Below are 840 nucleotides of genomic sequence, written 5' to 3'. Positions count from 1 at the left end.
TCGGCCGGCGCGTCGATACCGAACCCGGCGCGCGCATCACGGCCGCGCTGCTGAATCACAACGCGGACCTGCTCGCCGCCCGCTTGCGCACCGGGCCGTGGACGCCGATCGGCTGGAGCGGCGTGAAGCAGTTGCTGCTCGACGCGATGCGAAGCGCGGGCGGTGCGCCGCGCGACGCGGCGACCACGCGTAGCGAGCGTGCGAGCACGCATTATTTTCTGCTGCCGCTCATCGTGTTCAACGCGGAGCGTCCGTCGACGAACGCGCAGCTCGCACGCGCGTACGCAAGCGTCGAGACGTTGCACAAGGGCGTGTTGGCCGCTCAGCGGTCGTGAACGTCGCGGCGCACGCGGCGCTTCGCAAATGCGGCGGCGAATTCGCGCGACGGACGAACACCGATGCCGCGTCGAACTATTCTGGCTGCATGGACGAACGATGCGACGCGATCGAACAGGTGCACCGATCGCGACCGATTCGATCGACGCAAATGAAACACACGACGCACGCACAAGGAGCAACCGATGAAGCTGCTGCGGATCCTGACCGGCCTGCATGCCGGTGCGGAAATCGCGCTCGATGCCGGCGAGCACCGGATCGGCGCGGGTGACGACGCGGAGATTCGCATCACCGACTGGCGCGACGGCGATCTGCTGCTGTCGATCGATGCGCAGGGCGCAACCCGCGCACGACGTGCGGCGCCCGTGCCGGCCGAGGCGGCCGCCGATGCGTTCGACGCGGATGGTTCGCCGCTCCTGATGCTCGACTTCGTGCCGGTGCCGTTCGGCGAGACCGCGCTTTGCGTCGGGCCCGCGAACGGCGAGTGGCCGAGCGATCTCGAGG

Annotated in this window: 2 pseudogenes; both read left to right on the top strand. The window is 68.8% G+C overall.

What is annotated here, in order from left to right:
• Positions 1-335 (top strand): annotated as a pseudogene (locus tag G3O06_RS48485) (type III secretion system protein); the annotation flags it as partial.
• A 186-nt stretch (positions 336-521) separates the two neighbouring features.
• A pseudogene (locus G3O06_RS48480) lies at positions 522-840 on the top strand (FHA domain-containing protein); the annotation flags it as partial.

This window comes from Burkholderia sp. Ac-20345, assembly GCF_017104825.1.
Lineage (GTDB): Bacteria > Pseudomonadota > Gammaproteobacteria > Burkholderiales > Burkholderiaceae > Burkholderia > Burkholderia lata_B.
The sequence above is the reverse complement of the archived record's forward strand: the minus strand, read 5'-3'. Positions and strand labels throughout refer to the sequence as shown.